This window comes from Bacillus cereus group sp. BfR-BA-01379 (assembly GCF_022663605.1).
GTDB lineage: Bacteria > Bacillota > Bacilli > Bacillales > Bacillaceae_G > Bacillus_A > Bacillus_A mobilis.
The window spans coordinates 1-2,196 of sequence record NZ_JAKUFT010000157.1; the positions used below are offsets into that span (position 1 = coordinate 1).

Consider the following 2,196-nt stretch of genomic DNA (forward strand, 5'->3'; position numbering starts at 1 on the left):
ACGGAGGTGTATTTCTATGGACACAGCCACTCACCTTGTTATGGGCGTTACTCTAGGCAGTTTGGCAACGTTAGATCCAGCCATAGCACAAAGTGATATTGGACCACAAGCAGTTATGCTTGCTACAATTGCCGGCTCCAATATTCCTGACATCGATACAGTTTTAAAATTGCGTAATAACGCTAAATATATAAGAAATCATCGTGGGATCACTCATTCCATTCCTGCAGTGATTCTTTGGTCATTCCTTATAAGTGGCATCTCTTTCGCCTTCTTTTCAGACGCTCCATATTTGCATCTATTACTTTGGTCATTTATTGCCGTCTTTCTTCATGTCTTTGTAGATATTTTCAATGCCTACGGTACACAGGCATTACGGCCCTTCACAAAAAAATGGGTAGCGCTCGGCATCATTAATACATTTGATACCGTCATTTTCTTTATCCACCTACTCGCAATTGCTTGTATGCTCGTAGGTTCCCATAAAGGGTATACTGCCTTAGCAGCGTATATATTGATGATTGTTTACTATATCGGACGGATTATGATGCATAGAAACATACGTAGCGTCGTATATAAACGTTTCAATAACGTTGAGAAGATAATTATTTCTCCTTCTTATCGATTTTATCATTACCATTTAGCAATTGTTACAACTGATTATTACTACGTTGCTAGATGGCATCGTGGTAACATCATGGTCTATGATAAGTTCGACCGGGTACCGTTCCCAGATAACGCTATTATGCGCGCAGCTAAACAAGATGAGAACATCTCAGCATTTCTATCTTTCTCCCCTGTGTATCGCTGGGATATTTTCGATTATGATCATTATTACGAAGTTCGATTCATTGATTTGCGCTATCGCAGTAAAGATTATTATCCATTCGTTGCAATCGTTCAACTCGATCATAATTTAAATATTATTAGTTCCTATACAGGATGGATTTTTAGTGAAGAAAAACTCCGAAAAAAACTGGAGTTACTTCCACATTAAAAAAAGCGACTTAAGTCGCTTTTTTTAATGTTTCAAATGATCTTCTTGATTGATTAAATGGCTATATTTCGGATTATTTGTACGCATTTCATGAAGGCGTCCTCCATGATTATTAATCCATGATCGCACCACTTGTTCAGTCATTTCTTCTCCTTGATAACGACCTGATTTCGCATAAGTTGTTTGAAAATCTTCCCATAGTAATTCAACCCACGCACGAGCCTGCGCGTAAGAAAGCTTGTCATTTTTGTCTAATAGTTCTTTCGTTAATGCTTCATACATATCATTCATTGTCTAATCTCCTTTTACCTATTTATCCCTTCATTTCTAAAGGATAGTTTCTTCTATTTTGCACATTCTATAATTGATACTTCTTCAAGAGGTATCAACTGATGATGAGGAGGGCGTTCGCAATGGGTAAACAAGCCGAATTTTGGTCTGAGTCAAAAAACAACAGCAAAATCGACGGTCAGCCGAAAGCGAAATCACGCTTCGCTTCGAAACGACCTAACGGCACAATTAACACGCACCCACAAGAACGTATGCGTGCTGCAAATCAGCAGGAAGAGTAGTACAAATTAAATTAACTTCCTACACGAGGTGATAAAGATGAGCTACCGTGATCGCTTAGATAGTCGTTCTGAATTATTTAACCATACGTGGACTCGTCCGAAACATGCTAAAGCGCAGGTTAACGGACAGACGCAACAAACCCAGTCTCTCATTATATTGGCGAATGAATGTAAAAAGCGCCAATTTTAGAATCTCCTATCTCCTGTAACGCCTACCAAAGATGAAAACCAGAGAGATATTCACTCTCTGGTTTTTATTTTTCTTGCAATAAGGAAATCGGTATTCCAATCTCTTCATTATCATTTTGCTTATGTCCCCAAGCAAATACCCCATTGAAATACGTAATTTTAAATAATATACCAGGTTCTTCTACCAATTCATATGTCTCACCAATATGGAATTTATTTATGTCAGTCATATAAGCGCGAGCCATTGCCATCTTTCTCATTAATACATCGAACTCATTTACAATTCCAAGCTGCTCAGCCTTTATCGCTTGCTCTTTCAAAAGGCCAATTTCTTCCCTTAGCTCATGTGGTGTCATTTCACTGTAGCGCTTTGGCATATTCATCTTATTCCCCTCATCCCTCTTCGCGTTTCATCTGCAAAAATATCTCTATCTCATC

General features: G+C 38.4%; 5 protein-coding genes. 3 read left to right on the plus strand and 2 right to left on the minus strand.

Annotated elements, in window-relative coordinates:
- Nucleotides 1-16 precede the first annotated feature (16 nt).
- On the plus strand, nucleotides 17-997 hold the full coding sequence (locus MR113_RS27060) for a metal-dependent hydrolase (RefSeq protein WP_073518178.1): 981 nt from the start codon (nucleotides 17-19) through the stop codon (nucleotides 995-997).
- Between the two features lie 24 nt (nucleotides 998-1,021).
- On the opposite strand, the gene MR113_RS27065 is transcribed toward MR113_RS27060, so the two are convergent.
- Nucleotides 1,022-1,288, minus strand: coding sequence for a YfhJ family protein (locus MR113_RS27065; RefSeq protein ID WP_242257467.1), 267 nt, complete (start codon nucleotides 1,286-1,288; stop codon nucleotides 1,022-1,024).
- Between the two features lie 122 nt (nucleotides 1,289-1,410).
- Between MR113_RS27065 and MR113_RS27070 the strand changes: the two genes are divergently transcribed.
- Complete coding sequence (locus tag MR113_RS27070; RefSeq protein ID WP_000517891.1) at nucleotides 1,411-1,569, plus strand: small, acid-soluble spore protein K; 159 nt, start codon at nucleotides 1,411-1,413, stop codon at nucleotides 1,567-1,569.
- A 37-nt stretch (nucleotides 1,570-1,606) separates the two neighbouring features.
- Nucleotides 1,607-1,759, plus strand: a complete 153-nt coding sequence (locus MR113_RS27075) for a YpzG family protein (RefSeq protein ID WP_000122093.1) — start codon at nucleotides 1,607-1,609, stop codon at nucleotides 1,757-1,759.
- A 64-nt stretch (nucleotides 1,760-1,823) separates the two neighbouring features.
- On the opposite strand, the gene MR113_RS27080 is transcribed toward MR113_RS27075, so the two are convergent.
- Complete coding sequence (locus tag MR113_RS27080; RefSeq protein ID WP_001057029.1) at nucleotides 1,824-2,141, minus strand: YfhH family protein; 318 nt, start codon at nucleotides 2,139-2,141, stop codon at nucleotides 1,824-1,826.
- Nucleotides 2,142-2,196 lie beyond the last annotated feature (55 nt).

Coding starts and splice junctions, on each gene's coding strand:
- MR113_RS27060 (WP_073518178.1), top strand. CDS start 17: ATGGACACAGCCACTCACCTTGTTATGGGCGTTACTCTAGGCAGTTTG.
- MR113_RS27065 (WP_242257467.1), bottom strand. CDS start 1,288: ATGAATGATATGTATGAAGCATTAACGAAAGAACTATTAGACAAAAAT.
- MR113_RS27070 (WP_000517891.1), top strand. CDS start 1,411: ATGGGTAAACAAGCCGAATTTTGGTCTGAGTCAAAAAACAACAGCAAA.
- MR113_RS27075 (WP_000122093.1), top strand. CDS start 1,607: ATGAGCTACCGTGATCGCTTAGATAGTCGTTCTGAATTATTTAACCAT.
- MR113_RS27080 (WP_001057029.1), bottom strand. CDS start 2,141: ATGAATATGCCAAAGCGCTACAGTGAAATGACACCACATGAGCTAAGG.